Raw genomic sequence first — 13,828 nt, 5'->3', positions numbered from 1 at the left:
GTCCCGCCACGACGCGTCGGAAGAACCCCGCCATCCAACCGCGGAAGTCGCACCCAGGTCGGGAGTGAGTGTGTCCGGTGGAGGTTGGTCTATCGGGACGCGCGGAGAGGTCCCCTGGGCATCACGTCTGTCGCACGTCTGTCGGTTGCCTCAGGAATGATCGCCTCATGAGTGGAACCAACAGAAGTGAACGTTCCCCCGCGCTACTCCCGGGTGGATCCCTGGGTGATCAGCGACAATACCGAAGCTGAGATCGCGTTCCTAGAAGCAGCGATTCAAGCGTACGAGACCCCCGGCTCGCGGATGCTCGGACCCGACGGACGCATTGGTCACGTCGAGGCTGTCGACCGTGCAGTAGAAGCTGGTGCTCGACTTTTGACTCAGCCAACCGAATCGGCCTTCGGCGAGCGGGAGGCCCGCGTTCGCGATCCCCAAGGTCACCTGTGGTGGGTTCACGAGCGGTTCGAGGACGTTGCCCCGGCCGACCTCGCGCAGAGGTTCGCCGACCCTGGCGCGCAACAGGCAATGGCCTACGTCCAAGACTCATTGACAAATGAGCCGTCCCGCGCCCGATATGCCATCCCTGCCGAGCGTTCGTGCGGGTGGTGGCGCTGTCCTTGCCGCGAGTTCGGACACCGACGGACACCTTCATCACCACCAAAGCACACCGTCGGGTTCGCCGAGTTCGCCGACACCGTCCGCCGCGAGGCGACCATCGGAATCTGCTACGCCCAGCCGGAGTCGGCAAAACCCTCTCTGCCCGCCGCCACGCCCGCTGGGACAAAGCCGAACCACTCCTCGAAGAATGGGGACCACGCGACAAGGACGCTGAACGCCCCATCAGCGCCGCACGCGCACGCGCACGCAACCGCACCATCGTCTACACCCTCTACGCTGGCACCACCGTCCGACGCATCCACGAAGACCTCGCCCGCATCACCACCCACGCCAGCGTCTGCATCGGTGAGCACACCGACCCCTCCGCCCGCGGCGACCGCATCCAACTCCGCATCATCGACGAATCCGAACACCTGACCTCCAGCGCCCTCGAGATGCTCCGCGACGAATACGACCGGGGCAACCACGGACTGATCTTCATCGGGGATGCCAGGCATCGAAAATGGCTTCTCCTGCCACGCCCAGCTTTACAGCCGTGTCAGGTTCGCCCACCACTACCGTACGCACGCGCGGCCGAGTTCTGGGGTGCCGGATACATTGGGCGAATGTCGATGACGTGGCCGCAGGTGCGCGGACTGAGCTACAGCACGATGGGTCGATCGGTGCGTGCCGAGACGTGGGCCGACGGCACGTATACGGGCAAGGTGTGGTTTCAGCCGCCGACCTCGTGGCGGATCGAGAACGCCTCCGGTGAGGTCACCTACATCGAGAACGCGACTGACGAGTACCGCCGCGGCGACGACGGAATCATGGTGCATGTGGTGAAGTCCCCGCATCGGTGGGTGATGATGACCGGTCACGCACCCTCCCTCCTCCTGCAGGCGTACTCGATGTGGTTGCCGCAGGAGCAGGGTGTTCCCGCTCAGTTGGATGAACCCACCTCGCCGCGAGAAGTCGACGTGCGCGGCCGCACCGGCTGGGAAGTGCAGTTCACAGACCAGTCCATCAACCGCACGGGCCGTATTGTCACTTACGCCATCGACGCGGAAACCGGTGTCGCACTGTCCCGATCGACGCCAGGTCTTGCCCTGGAACTCTCAGACCCCCTGATCGACGAGCCCTTCGACCCTGCCTTGTTCACCTGGACCGGACCCACCCGGGACGAGGAAGACCTCGCCAACGCAGGTCAGCGTGAGTACGAAGCGAAGATGCAGGCGCTGTCCCAGATGCCGGCCGCGCAGGTCACCTGGACACCGGGGAAGATCCAGGCCCGGCCCATCGACGGCGATCCTCGCACCGGGGCATTGAATCTGCAGGTCATGCCCAACTATCAGGATTTCACGCTGCGGCAATGGGTGACCGAACTCGGCGAGCCTGCAGGCGAATTGAGCACCCGGACCCCACTGATGCACCGCGCCACGGTCGGCCCGTGGACCTACGAGATCCGCAGTCACACGCCGATCGACACCGGCGACTGCGAACGCATCATCGCCTCGATCGTTCCCGCGGATCTGCCCTCTACCCCGGCCGATCAGATTCGCGAGGCAATCGACCTGGAGGCCGCCGAACAGGCCGATGCCAAACTGACCCGGATGCTCGGGACCGGACGCCGACTCGCTGACTATCTCGGCGGCGACGGGGGCGTCTCCCTCCTGATCCGAACAGACTTCAGCGACGACGCGAAGTGGCGTGAAGCCGCCGCGGCCGCAATGGCACCCGGAGAAGGCGAGAACTCGGACTTCTCGGCTGACCTCACCTGCATCGACAATCCCGAGAACAATGGACTGTCGATCCCCGACCTGATCGAGCGCATCGGGGACCATCCGCCGTACTACGTCTTCATCGCCGACCACACCACCATCACCGACCCCGAACACCCGATCCTCGCCGTCGACACCGGCCCCGAGGACTTCGGCAGCACCCGCGGCCAGACCGTCCGCGTCATCCCCTCTCAGATGTGGTCCGTCGAAAACAACCTCTCCATCAGCAACATGGACTTCGACGAATTCGTCGAGTCCGCCGGCCCGGACGGGGTCTACCGTGGTTTCTGACCGCGCGCGCCCCCGACACGGTGCCATCACACGTACCGGCGCGCGCCGTCGGAGGCGTCGACCCACAAACAGACGTCGAGTTCGCTGCGCCCGTTGGCGGATCAGGCGCGGATGCAGACCTATGCGAGCCAGCGGTCATCAGCGATTCGGAGCCAGCAGTGGAGGTACCCGTGCATCCGCGCTTCCAGCTGCACTCCCCCAGCCCGCACGCGCAGCGGCGAGACGCGCGAGACATCCACGAATACCGTTGCGGGACTGTTCAGATGGCGAACCGTCGGGGTGCCGGAAAAGAGCTCTACCCAGCCGTCGAGGCCGGGTGGAGGGTTCACCGCGCCATCCTCAGTGGTGCAACAGCGCCGCTGTCGTCGGTGTCCCATAGCTACGCCACGCCGATGCCCGCACACATTCCCAGGTGAGCGTCCTGCCGGACGCCGCAACGACCGAGGATCACACCGGCGGCGGTTGTGTGAGGCCAAGATCAAGAATCAACACTGCACATCTCGGACGAAGAGGACTCACGTATGCGACTGACCTCCCGTGCCGCGCTCATTGCAGCAGCCGCCATTCCACTCGCAACCGCAGCACCGGCGGCCGCATCCGCCGCCAGCGCAGGCGACGTAACCTACAGCTTCGCCGTCGACGGCTCCACCGTCATCAACACGATCACCAACAACTCCGGAACCGAACTGTCCTGTGCGACAGTCCTGGCGGAGGCGCCCGGGGGTGTCCTCCCACCAGTCGCTGACGTCGTGCTCGGCCCCCAGCCCTGGCAGACCGGAGGCCCTACCCCGGCCGGAGTCACCACACAAACACTCACCGACGTCCCCGCTGGCTCCTACGTCATACTCGCGACTTGCGGACGCCACGAGAACGATCGGGCCATGTGGGTGCCGAGTATCCCGGGATCGAGGAATACCTCACCCCTTTCCAAATCCCAGCCTTCACCGTCCCGCAAGAATCAACCGTCATCTCCATCCTCGGAGACTGACTGCTCGTATCGCGACCGGCGCGGCACCGCAGCGATCAGCAGTGTGATGCCGCGCCCGGTTGGTCGGCCACTTCACCCGGACCGGCAATGCACCCATGGAGCGACTCTGGGTTGTCCTCAATCGCCTCCCGTTGCGAACTGACCTATCCCGCCAGGCATCCACACTCGGCGATCGCTATTACAGGACTCCTCGGGGCAGCATCAGCCCTGTGGATCCGGCTTGGCTACCGTGCCGAAGAAGCGGACGACGTCTGATTACTCAGCGATCGGATCAAGCACCGGCCCTTCCAGGTGGTAGGTGGGTCCGTCTTTCAGTTGGTCCGCTGTGAAGGAAGGCTGCGGGATGTTGTTACTCACCCACAGCTCGTAGATTCTCTGGTTCGCGGCGATCGCCTCGAAATACGCGGAGTAGGTGCATGTCCCAGTCCAATTGTCGGGATCCGTTTCGATCGATTCGACTCTCAAGGGCGCGGTCGCAGTGGTCGCAGCGGATCCAGCAGAGATGGACACCACGTAGACCGGCACAAGGTGCGCGGCACCGGCCCAGACGCACTCACCGGAATCGACCCTCGCCTCGTCTGCGTCACCAGTAATCGTCACCATCGCAGCGAACGTCGCGGGCGTATCCACGTTGGTCACACAACCCGACAGAGCCCCTGCTCCCACAACCGGCGCCGCCACGGCCGCGATCAACCCCCGCCTGTACCCCATAGCAACACCCTAGGCAGTACCGCAGCCACAGCTCTCGACGTACCGCGTGGGTGTGCCGCGCCATCAGATATGAAGTCGCTCTTCCCCACGCTGAAGACCGCCTAGAGTCGAAATCGCGTATCTACGAGGGGGTAGCAATGGTGGTCGGCGTAATCGCAACACTGTTGGCGGTCGTGCTGAACGCAATGGGTGCCGTGATGGGGGCCCGCGACAACGATGGTCAGCGTGCAACGCGGCCCTCCTTGCGCGGACGTCGTTGTCGCGACGCGGCATGGCTCTCGAGCATCGTTGCCGCGCTGGCTATCGGAAGCGCGCTGTGGAATTCGGCGCCGGGCGTGAGCATCGGTGTCGTCGTCACAGTGCTCGTTCTCACCCAGGGCTTGCCAGTACTCGTCGTGACGTTGGCCCAACGCGGGAGGGCGGCGCACCGCTGAGCGCTGACGGGCGGACCGGTCAACCCCCCCAAAAAAAGAAGAAGAACGGTCCGGCCGTACGAGCGCCCGTGTGCCGACCGGTGCACCTGCAGCGTCGATGAACCGTGCGGTATTCACTGCTCGCCCGACATTGAGTCACAATCGATTCCCGTGACGACGGTTGAGGAAGTAGCGCCCGATGTGTTCCGTGGCAGCGGAACGCATGTGAACTTCGTGCTCCTGCGAGATGGTGACGCGCTCACTTTGATCGACGGCGGCTATCCAGGCGATGTGGCCGCAGTCGACGGGGCGATCCGATCGCTGGGGCGGCGGCCGGAGGATGTGCAGGGCATGCTGCTCACGCATGCGCACGTCGACCACATGGGCGCGATCGTCTCGTTCCATGAACGCTACGGAATCCCCGTCTTCACCGACCCCACCGAGGTGGCGCACGCCCGACGGGACTACCTCGAGCAGGCCACCGGTAAGGACTTCATCCCGATGCTGCACCGGCATGGCGTGCTGCCGTGGCTGCTGCGCATCGCCCGGGCCGGCGCCACCAGGTCGGTGTCCGTGAACGCGCAGGCCGTCACCTCCGGTCGCCCCCTGGACCTCCCGGGCGGCCCGGTGCCGGTCGCCACCCACGGCCACACTTCCGGGCACACCGCGTTCCATCTGCCGCAGCACGGTGTCATCGTCACCGGCGATGCCCTGGTCACCGCGCATCCGCTGTCGAAGACTCAGGGCCCGCAACTGCTTCCGCCGGTCTTCGACCACGGTCACGGGGACACACTCGCAGCACTCGACCACCTCGCCGGCCTCGACGCGGACACCGTCTTGCCGGGCCACGGCCCGGTGGTGTCGATGGCGATCGCGGCCGCCGTCGATCTGGCGTGTGAAGCGGCGCGCTCCCGCGAGTACCGGGTGTGATCGTCGCATTGCTGCGAGCATGGGGCCATGCGCGCCGAACCGGGTGAACTGTGGACGATCGGGCACTGGGCCTGCCCGCCGTCCGTCGTGCTCGACACGCTCGCGCAGGCCGACATCGACATGATCGTGGACGTGCGGAAGATGCCGGGATCGCGGCGCAGTCCGCAGTTCGACGCCGACGAGATGATCGCGTGGCTGGGTGCCGCAGCCATCGAGTACCTCCATCTCACCGAGCTCGCCGGTCGGCGGCCCAAGCAGCACGACGTCGACCCGATGATCAACGCCGGCTGGCAGAACACGAGCTTCAAGAACTACGCCGACTACACGCTCACCGCAGGTTTCGAGGCGGGCCTGAAGCGACTCACCGCACTGGCCGCCGATCGACACGTCGCGATCATGTGCGGCGAGCCGATGCCGTGGCGTTGCCACCGCCTGCTGATTGCGAACACACTGACCGCCCGCGGCTGGAGCGTGGTGCATCTGGTGAACAACGCCGCGCCGCGGCCGCATCGGCTGGGGCAATGGGGCGCGGCTCCGTCGGTGGGCCCGGACGGGGTGGTCACCTATCCGCCCGACCCGGCGCCTGCGGCCGGATCACCGTAGCCGCCGCCTCGGAGCTGTCGGTGTGTGCGCGGCAACCTGCGGCGCCTACTCCGACGATCCGATCCGAACTACATGGTCCCACCGGACGGCGTCGCTGTCCGAGTGGCGGCGAGCACCGCCGCCAGACCCTCCTGCAGATCCCGGACGAAATGGTCAGGGACCTCCAGCGACGGGAAGTGACCGCCGGTCTCGGGTTCCTGCCATCGGACGATCCGCCTATACCGCTGCTCCGCCCACGGGCGTGGGCACTTCTCGATGTCGCGGGGATACATGGTGATCGCGGACGGCACGTCGACCCGAAGCTCGGGATCGAGCGAGTTGTGGCTCTCGTAGTAGATGCGGGCCGCCGAGGCGCCGGTCCGCGTCAACCAGTACAGCGTGACGTCGTCGAGGATCGCGTCGATGGAGATCGTCTCGAAGGGGCTGTCCTCGGTGTCCGACCACTCGGCGAACTTGTCGAGGATCCAGGCGAGCAGCCCCACCGGGGAGTCGACCAGCGAATACCCGAGGGTCTGCGGCCTCGTGGCCTGCTACTTCGCGTACGCCGCCCGGTGATGCCAGAAGTCGCGGGTCTCCTCGGTCCATCTGCGCTCGTCCGCCGTCAGCCCGTCCACGGACAACCCCGGCGGTGCCTCCGCGAACAGGGTGTGGACGCCCAAGACGTGCCCCGGGAACCGGCCCGCGAGCACCGTGGTGATGTTGCCGCCCCAGTCGCCGCCGTGCGCGAGGAACCGGTCGTAGCCGAGCCGTCCCATCAGCTGTACCCAGGCGGCCGCAATCTTCTCGGTGCCCCACCCGGTGGTGGTGGGGCGGTCGCTGTAGCCGAAGCCGGGCAGCGACGGAACCACCACATGGAACGCCGGCACGGCGGGTTCCTGCGGTTCCGCCAGCTCGTCCACCACATGGACGAACTCGGCGATGCTGCCCGGCCAGCCGTGCGTGAGGAGCAGCGGCGTGGCGTCCGCGCGCGTCGAACGGCGGTGCAGGAAGTGGATGCCGAGGCCGTCGATGGTGGTGCGGAACTGGCCGATCCGGTCGAGTCGCGTCTCGAACGAGCGCCAGTCGTACTCGGTGCGCCAGTAGTTCACCGCCTCGACGAGGTCGGCGAGCGGAACGCCCTGGTCCCATCGGGCCTGGCCGGGCGCCGCGCCGTGGACCGTCTCGGCTTCCGGTAGCCGCGCCGCCGCCAGCCGCGTGCGCAGATCGTCGAGCTCGGCGTCGGTGGCGTCAGCAGTGAACGGTTGCACCGCAATGGAATCCGGCGGAGAAGGCTGAGCATGGTCGAGCGTGGACATGGGACCTCCTGGTCACCGCGGAACCGAGTACGACCGATAGAGAACCAGCTATGACGGTTCTAACACGACGGCGGCCCTGCGCGAGACCCTCCCGACAGCAGCCGTCGACACCATCAACGACTGCAGCCTCCGGGGCCGCGCCTCGGCCGTCCTGACGTCCACGGGTGGGCGTCGGTGGCGACTCGGGTCGGCGTCCGGCGTCGACGACGCCCTGGGAGTGATCGCCGCCGACGCGATCGATGTCATCACTGGTGAACGCGACGGCAGACTGGCCCTGTGCGCATCACCCACCTGCCGGGCCGCGTTCTTCGACACCAGCCGAAGCCGGACCCGCAGATGGTGCGACATGAACACGTGTGGCAATCGCGAGAAGAAGGCCCGCTTCATAGCCAACCAGCGCACGAACACCGGCGGCTGGCCGGCGTCACCCCCGATCGGGGTGATGACGATGTTGATCGCCCATTCAAGGTTCGCGTCGCCGACAGTGGTGCCCCCGCTCGACGCGAACCCGGAACGGGCGGCCTCCCGACGGCGCTCGGATCACCAGACGCCGGTCGCCATCAGGATGAGCGCGACCACCACCGCGGCGAAGACGATCACGATGAGACCGACCACCACGATCGTGGCGGCACCAGTCGCCGGAAATCCGTGGCGGGTGTCGGGCTCGTGCTCCGACACACCCGAGGTTCCGCCGGATGCGGGCGGAGTGGACCCTGCGGGCACGCCCCCACCTGGTTCCAGGTCCGGGGTGTTGCGGGGGTCGGGGTCGGGGCTTTCGGCTGCGCGTGGATCGGTCATCTCGTCCTCCTGGTCGCCTTTGGATCCGAGTACCCAGGGGCGCCGCGAGTCATTCGCCCCGAGTCCCGTCGGTTTCCGAAATCGGTGTTTGTGCGGGCGTCGCAGCGGCTAACCGAAACGGGTGGAGCGCGGCGATCCGGGCCGGTGGGGTACCGGGCATGTCCCTCCCCCGTACGAAGGACAGGTCATGAAAGGTGGCATGCGAGTCGCACTCGGTGTCGCGGCCGGCTACTTCCTGGGCCGAACGCGAAAGATGAAGGTTGCGCTGATGCTCGCGGGCGCGGGAGCGACGGGACGTCTTCCCGACAACTCACGCCAACTGGTTCGGGAAGGAATCAAACGGCTCGGGGAGTCCGCCGAGGTCGGCAAACTCACGGAAAGTGTCCGGGGTGAACTCACCGACGCCGCAAAGCGGGCGGCGGTCGCGGCCGCGAGCAACCGGATCGACGCCCTCACCAACCGCATCGAAGGTGTCGGGTCCGGCGTGGGCGAGAGCGTCGGCAAGGTGGGCGAGGACGTCGGCGACACCGTCGGCAAGGTCGGCGAGGGCTTGCTGGGCGGCGGGAAGGACGACGAAGACGAGGAAGAGCAGGACGGAAAGGCCGAGAAGGGCGAGAAGGGCGAGAAAGACACAGCCACAGCCGAATCCGCGACTCCGAAGTCCACTTCCTCTCGGCAACGGACGAAGCGGACGAAGTCCGCAGCAGACACAGATGACGCCGATACGGGAGATGCCGGCGGCACGGAGAGCGACGAGGACGTGGGATCCGATCACGAAGAGGGCCGGGACGACGCGGCCCCCCGGCGCAGGTCTTCCGCGCGCGGCTCGGCGGCGCGACGCGGCACGCCGCGCACACGTAAGGACTCCGAGTCCACGTCGCGCACCCGCACGCGGTCCGCGACGGCCGCCGATGCACCCGTGCGACGGACCGGGAGGTGAGGGTGATGACCACAACGCAGGAAGGGACCGACGAGAAGGCAACCACGCCTGGCGCGGATCAGCTCAAGTCGTCCCTGCAGCATCTCGTCGGCGCCGTCGCCCAGAAGGGGGTGAAGTCGCTGACCGACACCGTCTCGTCGACCGTGGGCAATCTCGACCAGTTCACCGAGGGCGGCGGAAGTGGAGGTCTCGCGTCCGCCGTGACCGGGCTGGCGCAGGGCGAGTCGCCCGCGAAGGTCGCGCTCAAGGCCGGCATGTCGTCGGTGACCGGAAAGATCAAGGAGAAGGGCCAGGACCTCAAGCAAGCGCTCACTGGTGGCGGCAAGGGCAAAGGTAAGGGCAAGAGGGACAAGATCACCAACATCGTCGAACAGATCGACATCGGCGCACCGGTCGATCTGGTGTACGACCAGTGGACCCAGTTCGCCGACTTTCCCCGGTTCATGAAGAAACTCGAGCAGGTTGAACAGATCTCGGACGAGAAGCTGAGGTGGAAGGCGCAGGTCTTCTGGTCCCACCGCTCGTGGGAGTCCACCATCCTGGAACAGGTTCAGGACGAACGCATCGTGTGGCGTTCCAAGGGCGACAAGGGGTATCTCGACGGCGCGGTCACCTTCCACGAACTCACACCCGACCTCACCAGGGTGCTGGTCGTGATCGAGTACCACCCGCAAGGCTTCTTCGAGAAGACCGGCAACATCTGGCGGGCACAGGGACGTCGAATCCGACTCGAGCTCAAACATTTCCGCCGCCAAGTCATGATCCAGACCCTCCTGCACCCGGACGACGTCGAGGGCTGGCACGGCGAGATCCGTGACGGCGAGGTGGTTCCCGAGGAGGACCTGGACGACGAACCCGAAGACGAGGACACCGAGGGCGACGAGGGCGACGAGGGCGACGAAGAGGAACCCGACGAGTACGACGAGGTGGACGAGGAGCCGGACGAGAACGAAGACGAGGAACCGGAGGATGCGGAAACCGACGACGGTGAGCGAGCGGAAGCCGGTTCCCGGAAGGAGTAACAGATGACCATGGTGCAAGGGGGCGGCGGTGCCGGCGGCCCGAGTTCCCAGAGCCTCGCGGACGTGGTGGACACGATCCTCGACAAGGGCCTCGTGATCGACGCGTACGTACGGGTCTCTCTGGTCGGCATCGAACTCGTCACGATCGATGCGCGTGTCGTGGTCGCCAGCGTCGACACGTACCTACGATTCGCGGAGGCGGTCAATCGCCTGGAGATCTCGGAGACTCAGCCCAAGGGACTGCCCGACATGGTGCAGGACATGACCACGGGCGTGGCCGAAGGCAAGACGAAGGGCGCCATCGAGGCGGCCGGCGAGAAGGTGCTCGACTTTCTCGGTGGCTCGCAGGACGAGCGTGAGCCGCAGCGACGCGGGCACTCCGGCGGAGGCAAGGACCGATGAGCGAACAGGAATCCGCACCGGACGGTGGTGGCCCGGTGGTGTACGTGTACGGACTGGTTCCCGCGGACGTGGAAGTGAAGGAGGACGCCACCGGTATCGGCTCGCCGCCCCGGCCGCTGAAGATCGTCCACCACGAGGACGTGGCCGCTCTGGTCAGCGAGATCGACCCGGACACCCCGCTGGGCAGTTCCGACGACCTGCGGGCCCATGCGGCCGTCCTCGACTCCACCGCGACGGTGGCACCGGTTCTGCCGCTGCGCTTCGGCGCCGTACTCACCGATACCGATGCCGTGGTGGCCGAACTTCTCGAACCGTATCGGGACGAGTTCCACGAAGCGCTCGAACAGCTCGAGGGCAAGGTCGAGTTCGTGGTCAAGGGCAAGTACGTCGAGGACGCGATCCTCCGCGAGATCCTCGCCGACGACCCGGAGGCGGCACGACTGCGCGACGTCGTCCGCGAACAACCCGAGGACACGACCCGCGACGAGCGGTTGGCGCTAGGCGAACGAATCAGCCAGGCACTGCAGGCCAAACGCGAGCAGGACACCGGGCGCACCGTCGAAGCTCTCGAACCCGCGGCGACCGCCGTGGCACCACGGGAGCCGACCGACGACGAGGAAGCTGGTTCGGTGGCCGTACTGATCTCCGCGGACGGGGTGGACGAACTGGACAAGGCCGTGGCGCGGCTGATCGACGACTGGCAGGGGCGCGTCGAGGTCACGGTGGCCGGTCCGCTGGCCGCCTACGACTTCGTGAAGACGCGGGCGCCGGGTACCTGACATGGGACTCTTCTCCGCCATCTTCGGACTGCCACTGGCGCCCGTCCGGGGCGTCGTGTGGATCGGGGAGGTCGTACGCCGGCAGGTCGAGGAGGAGACGACGAGCCCTGCCGCCATGCGCCGGGACCTCGAGGCGATCGAGGAAGGCCGCCGTTCCGGTGAGATCTCGGAGGACGAGGCCGCGCAGGCCGAGGACGAGATCCTCCACCGGGTCACGCGCCGTCGGGACGCCGGCGGCTCCGGAGAGGAGTAGTGAGCGATGAGCGGGCCTCGAGATCCGGACGAGCCCACCGACCTGACAGCACCGCAGGCCGCCGCGGAGGCGGCGCGGCAGATCGCCGCGCTCACGGGGCGGACGCCCATCGGAGCCGTGTCGGTCGCGCCGAGCGACGAAGGGTGGTCCGTCGAGGTGGAGGTCGTCGAGGATCGCCGGATCCCGTCGTCCTCCGACGTCCTCGCGATCTACGTGGTGGTCCTCGACATGGACGGCATGCTGCTGTCCTACCGGAGGAGCCGCCAGTACACGCGCGGTCGGTCCGAGAAGGGGGCACAGCAGTGACGAGGTCGGGCAGCGGAGCGAACTACCCACAGCAGTACAGCCAGGGGCTCGGCGGGGCGGGCCACGAGCCGGCCAATCTCGGCGACATCCTCGAACGGGTCCTCGACAAGGGCATCGTGATCGCCGGGGACATCCGGGTCAATCTCCTGGACATCGAACTGCTCACCATCAAGCTGCGCTTGGTGATCGCCTCGCTCGAAACGGCGCGCGAGGTCGGAATCGACTGGTGGGAACACGATCCGTGGCTGTCCGGGAACAACCGCGATCTGGAACTCGAGAACGAGCGTCTGCGCGCGCGCATCGAGGCTCTCGAATCCGGCGAGAGACGGGTCGCGGACGTGACCGACCCGCACCGGGCGGTGCAACCGGCCGAGTCACCCGCCGCGGAGGTTCGCGACGATGACTCCTGACGACGGCGTGTGGGTGTACGCCGTGACCGGTGACGGCCCGTTCCCCGGCGGTATCTCCGGTATCCGCGGGGTGGCCGGCGAGGAACTCCGTACGGTAACCGACTCGGGGTTCACGGCCGTCGTGGGCACTGTTCGCCTCGACACGTTCGGCGAGGAAGCTTTGCGGCGCAATCTCGAGGATCTCGACTGGCTGGCCGACACGGCCCGTCGACACGACGCGGTCGTCGCCGCCATCTGCGCGGGCGGTGCCACCGTGCCACTCCGCTTGGCGACCGTGTACTTCGACGACGATCGGGTCCGAACGATGCTGCGCGACAATGCCGAGCAACTCGGCGAGGCACTGCAGCAGATCACCGATCGGTCCGAGTGGGGCGTGCGCGCCTACCTCGAGCGACCGCGCAGCGAACCCCGAGACGCGCGTGAGAAGACCGGACGCCCCTCCGGCACTGCGTATCTCATGCAGCGGCGCGCACAGGTGGCCGCCCGAGAGCAAGCCGAGTCCGCGGCGGGCCGACGAGCCGACGAGATCTTCGCCGAACTGGCACGGTGGGCGGTGGCCGGCGTCCGGCAACCGCCCTCTCCCCCGGACCTCGCGGGCCGTCGTTCCCAGGAGATCCTCAACACGTCGTTCCTGGTCGACAACGGCCGCCACCGCGAGTTCGTCACGGCCGTCGAAGAACTCGACGCGCGACTGAGCGATGTGGACCTGGTACTCACCGGCCCGTGGCCGCCGTACTCGTTCACCGCCGTCGAAGCGAGTGCGCGGTGAGCGCCACCCCGGACCGTCGGATCGCGCTGGTCGATCTCCTCGACCGAGTCCTCGGCGGAGGCGTCGTCGTCGCGGGCGAGATCACCCTGTCGATCGCAGACGTCGACATGGTGCACATCTCCCTGCGCACGCTCGTGTCGTCGGTCAGTGCGCTGACCCGGCCACCCGACGAGAAGCCGGAGAATGCCGGGTGAGCGAATCGACCGGCGGTCCGACGTCGAACGAGCGTGCCGGCCCGCACGATCGGTCGATTCGCCAGCGGATCGACTCGGATCCCGAGTCGGTCGAACGCGGGCTGGTCGCGTTGGTCCTCACACTCGTCGAACTGTTGCGACAGCTCATGGAGCGGCAGGCGCTGCGCCGCGTGGACGCCGGTGATCTCTCCGACGACCAGATCGAACGCATCGGCACGACGCTGATGCTGCTCGAGGAGAAGATGGAGGAATTGCGTGAGCATTTCGGACTCGAACCCGAGGACCTCAACATCGACCTGGGCCCGCTCGGCCCGCTGTTGGCGGAGGACTGACCGTCGGCAGTGGC

At 67.0% G+C, this 13,828-nt stretch carries 16 protein-coding genes and 3 pseudogenes; 16 read left to right on the top strand and 3 right to left on the bottom strand.

Features of this window, described 5'->3' with window-relative positions:
- Positions 1-596: 596 nt before the first annotated feature.
- A pseudogene (locus A6I89_RS05340) lies at positions 597-1,064 on the top strand (AAA family ATPase); the annotation flags it as partial.
- A 444-nt stretch (positions 1,065-1,508) separates the two neighbouring features.
- On the top strand, positions 1,509-2,669 hold the full coding sequence (locus tag A6I89_RS05335; RefSeq protein ID WP_139811862.1) for a DUF6924 domain-containing protein: 1,161 nt from the start codon (positions 1,509-1,511) through the stop codon (positions 2,667-2,669).
- Between the two features lie 1,243 nt (positions 2,670-3,912).
- On the opposite strand, the gene A6I89_RS05325 is transcribed toward A6I89_RS05335, so the two are convergent.
- Entirely contained in the window at positions 3,913-4,296 is a 384-nt protein-coding gene (locus A6I89_RS05325) for a hypothetical protein (RefSeq protein ID WP_049910447.1), read from the bottom strand.
- Positions 4,297-4,505: 209 nt separating this feature from the next.
- Here A6I89_RS05325 and A6I89_RS05320 point away from each other — a divergent pair, with 209 nt between their 5' ends.
- The 3 genes from A6I89_RS05320 (at position 4,506) to A6I89_RS05310 (ending at position 6,314) form a co-directional block, all read left to right on the top strand.
- The gene (locus A6I89_RS05320; protein WP_005512802.1) at positions 4,506-4,802 is read left to right on the top strand and encodes a hypothetical protein; all 297 of its coding nucleotides are present in this window, start codon (positions 4,506-4,508) and stop codon (positions 4,800-4,802) included.
- 150 nt (positions 4,803-4,952) lie between these two features.
- Positions 4,953-5,711 (top strand): MBL fold metallo-hydrolase, encoded by a 759-nt coding sequence (locus A6I89_RS05315; RefSeq protein ID WP_044991090.1) that lies wholly within the window; start codon positions 4,953-4,955, stop codon positions 5,709-5,711.
- Between the two features lie 27 nt (positions 5,712-5,738).
- Entirely contained in the window at positions 5,739-6,314 is a 576-nt protein-coding gene (locus A6I89_RS05310) for a DUF488 domain-containing protein (protein WP_022596282.1), read from the top strand.
- Between the two features lie 68 nt (positions 6,315-6,382).
- On the opposite strand, the pseudogene A6I89_RS05305 reads toward A6I89_RS05310, so the two are convergent.
- A pseudogene (locus A6I89_RS05305) lies at positions 6,383-7,609 on the bottom strand (epoxide hydrolase family protein).
- A 64-nt stretch (positions 7,610-7,673) separates the two neighbouring features.
- On the opposite strand from A6I89_RS05305, the pseudogene A6I89_RS05300 reads away from it, so the two are divergent.
- A pseudogene (locus tag A6I89_RS05300) lies at positions 7,674-8,015 on the top strand (CGNR zinc finger domain-containing protein); the annotation flags it as partial.
- A 134-nt stretch (positions 8,016-8,149) separates the two neighbouring features.
- Here the strand turns inward: A6I89_RS05300 and A6I89_RS24340 are convergent.
- Positions 8,150-8,407 carry a DUF6480 family protein gene (locus A6I89_RS24340; protein WP_080559245.1) on the bottom strand — a complete coding sequence of 86 codons (258 nt, stop codon included), beginning with the start codon at positions 8,405-8,407 and terminating at the stop codon, positions 8,150-8,152.
- 199 nt (positions 8,408-8,606) lie between these two features.
- Between A6I89_RS24340 and A6I89_RS05295 the strand changes: the two genes are divergently transcribed.
- The 10 genes from A6I89_RS05295 to A6I89_RS05250 are packed head-to-tail and all read left to right on the top strand — an operon-like array spanning position 8,607 to position 13,814.
- Positions 8,607-9,347 carry a hypothetical protein gene (locus tag A6I89_RS05295; protein ID WP_022596286.1) on the top strand — a complete coding sequence of 247 codons (741 nt, stop codon included), beginning with the start codon at positions 8,607-8,609 and terminating at the stop codon, positions 9,345-9,347.
- Positions 9,348-9,352: 5 nt separating this feature from the next.
- Positions 9,353-10,369 carry an SRPBCC family protein gene (locus A6I89_RS05290; RefSeq protein ID WP_022596288.1) on the top strand — a complete coding sequence of 339 codons (1,017 nt, stop codon included), beginning with the start codon at positions 9,353-9,355 and terminating at the stop codon, positions 10,367-10,369.
- Positions 10,370-10,372: 3 nt separating this feature from the next.
- Positions 10,373-10,771: a gas vesicle protein GvpJ gene (gene gvpJ / locus A6I89_RS05285; protein WP_005512792.1), complete on the top strand. Its 399-nt coding sequence runs from the start codon at positions 10,373-10,375 to the stop codon at positions 10,769-10,771.
- Positions 10,768-11,550 (top strand): GvpL/GvpF family gas vesicle protein, encoded by a 783-nt coding sequence (locus A6I89_RS05280; RefSeq protein WP_022596289.1) that lies wholly within the window; start codon positions 10,768-10,770, stop codon positions 11,548-11,550. Before gvpJ (A6I89_RS05285) ends, A6I89_RS05280 begins: the two co-directional genes overlap by 4 nt.
- A gap of 1 nt (position 11,551) precedes the next feature.
- Complete coding sequence (locus A6I89_RS05275; RefSeq protein WP_022596291.1) at positions 11,552-11,803, top strand: gas vesicle protein GvpG; 252 nt, start codon at positions 11,552-11,554, stop codon at positions 11,801-11,803.
- A 6-nt stretch (positions 11,804-11,809) separates the two neighbouring features.
- The gene (gene gvpO / locus A6I89_RS05270; RefSeq protein WP_005512788.1) at positions 11,810-12,109 is read left to right on the top strand and encodes a gas vesicle protein GvpO; all 300 of its coding nucleotides are present in this window, start codon (positions 11,810-11,812) and stop codon (positions 12,107-12,109) included.
- Entirely contained in the window at positions 12,106-12,519 is a 414-nt protein-coding gene (locus A6I89_RS05265) for a gas vesicle protein (RefSeq protein WP_005512787.1), read from the top strand. The genes gvpO and A6I89_RS05265 overlap by 4 nt, the downstream gene beginning before the upstream one ends.
- Positions 12,509-13,288 (top strand): GvpL/GvpF family gas vesicle protein, encoded by a 780-nt coding sequence (locus A6I89_RS05260; protein WP_022596293.1) that lies wholly within the window; start codon positions 12,509-12,511, stop codon positions 13,286-13,288. Before A6I89_RS05265 ends, A6I89_RS05260 begins: the two co-directional genes overlap by 11 nt.
- Positions 13,285-13,482, top strand: a complete 198-nt coding sequence (gene gvpJ / locus A6I89_RS05255; RefSeq protein ID WP_022596294.1) for a gas vesicle protein GvpJ — start codon at positions 13,285-13,287, stop codon at positions 13,480-13,482. The genes A6I89_RS05260 and gvpJ (A6I89_RS05255) overlap by 4 nt, the downstream gene beginning before the upstream one ends.
- Complete coding sequence (locus A6I89_RS05250) at positions 13,479-13,814, top strand: gas vesicle protein K (RefSeq protein ID WP_005512784.1); 336 nt, start codon at positions 13,479-13,481, stop codon at positions 13,812-13,814. Before gvpJ (A6I89_RS05255) ends, A6I89_RS05250 begins: the two co-directional genes overlap by 4 nt.
- Positions 13,815-13,828 lie beyond the last annotated feature (14 nt).

Source organism: Prescottella equi, assembly GCF_002094305.1.
Classification (GTDB): Bacteria; Actinomycetota; Actinomycetes; order Mycobacteriales; family Mycobacteriaceae; genus Prescottella; species Prescottella equi.
Note: the sequence above shows the minus strand (reverse complement) of the source record. Positions and strands in the feature narration are given on the sequence as shown.

Excerpts from the sequence above, each read along its gene's own strand:
- A6I89_RS05335 (WP_139811862.1), top strand. The coding sequence starts at position 1,509 with ATGTGGTTGCCGCAGGAGCAGGGTGTTCCCGCTCAGTTGGATGAACCC.
- A6I89_RS05320 (WP_005512802.1), top strand. The coding sequence starts at position 4,506 with ATGGTGGTCGGCGTAATCGCAACACTGTTGGCGGTCGTGCTGAACGCA.
- A6I89_RS05310 (WP_022596282.1), top strand. The coding sequence starts at position 5,739 with ATGCGCGCCGAACCGGGTGAACTGTGGACGATCGGGCACTGGGCCTGC.
- A6I89_RS24340 (WP_080559245.1), bottom strand. The coding sequence starts at position 8,407 with ATGACCGATCCACGCGCAGCCGAAAGCCCCGACCCCGACCCCCGCAAC.
- A6I89_RS05295 (WP_022596286.1), top strand. The coding sequence starts at position 8,607 with ATGCGAGTCGCACTCGGTGTCGCGGCCGGCTACTTCCTGGGCCGAACG.
- A6I89_RS05290 (WP_022596288.1), top strand. The coding sequence starts at position 9,353 with ATGACCACAACGCAGGAAGGGACCGACGAGAAGGCAACCACGCCTGGC.
- gvpJ (WP_005512792.1), top strand. The coding sequence starts at position 10,373 with ATGACCATGGTGCAAGGGGGCGGCGGTGCCGGCGGCCCGAGTTCCCAG.
- A6I89_RS05280 (WP_022596289.1), top strand. The coding sequence starts at position 10,768 with ATGAGCGAACAGGAATCCGCACCGGACGGTGGTGGCCCGGTGGTGTAC.
- A6I89_RS05275 (WP_022596291.1), top strand. The coding sequence starts at position 11,552 with ATGGGACTCTTCTCCGCCATCTTCGGACTGCCACTGGCGCCCGTCCGG.
- gvpO (WP_005512788.1), top strand. The coding sequence starts at position 11,810 with ATGAGCGGGCCTCGAGATCCGGACGAGCCCACCGACCTGACAGCACCG.
- A6I89_RS05260 (WP_022596293.1), top strand. The coding sequence starts at position 12,509 with ATGACTCCTGACGACGGCGTGTGGGTGTACGCCGTGACCGGTGACGGC.